The sequence below is a fragment of the Caballeronia jiangsuensis genome (genome assembly GCF_046030135.1).
Classification (GTDB): Bacteria; Pseudomonadota; Gammaproteobacteria; order Burkholderiales; family Burkholderiaceae; genus Caballeronia; species Caballeronia jiangsuensis.
In genome coordinates this window covers 1-592 of sequence record NZ_JAQQDB010000122.1, presented here as the reverse complement: position 1 = coordinate 592, position 592 = coordinate 1, and the positions used below count along the sequence as shown (strand labels likewise).

Sequence of the window (592 nt, the reverse complement as noted above, 5' to 3'; positions counted from 1 at the left end):
AATCGGGTATTTCCGGTGGCAGACCCAATGTCATGCCGGTTAAAGAAAACGGACGCCCTTCCGGCGGCGGCGGCTCAACGTGCTGCCTGAGCTATCCCGCCGTATGGCAGCCTGATCTCAGACTGACGGTCCGTTGGCTGGTCGACAAAAAACAGGACGGCAAGACTTGGGGCTACTGGTACAAAGCGGAGAACGTCCAGATAGCTCAATACGACGGCAATCATACGGCAGGAGCTTGGTTGATCTTTCTACCTGATGATCGTGTGCGCTTGATGATTGTTGACGGAACTAAAGGCGGCAACGATCCAGACAAACGCCCACCTGATGACGATCCGCTGATCGTGAAAGCAACTCTCGACGAAGAATGGAATCGGTTGTATCGCAAGAATGGAAACGCACAATGACCGTGGAATGGTTTGATCTCATACCGGAGGACGGCGGCCTTTCGGAACGCATGAACGCATCGCAATGTGGCAAGGTGCTAGCGGAGGTTAGAGAATGAACGGTTCTACTTTAGCGCCATGCTTTTACATGGACACGAACATATGAAACTCCCAATTCGATTGTTTTGCGGTTTTGCCTTCACGGCAGC

1 protein-coding gene is annotated in these 592 nt (G+C 52.5%); it reads left to right on the top strand.

Translation table 11 applies throughout. From position 1 onward, the window contains the following. On the top strand, positions 1 to 404 hold a 404-nt coding region (locus PQR08_RS38635; RefSeq protein WP_408164495.1), incomplete at its 5' end, for a DUF3304 domain-containing protein. Positions 405 to 592 lie beyond the last annotated feature (188 nt).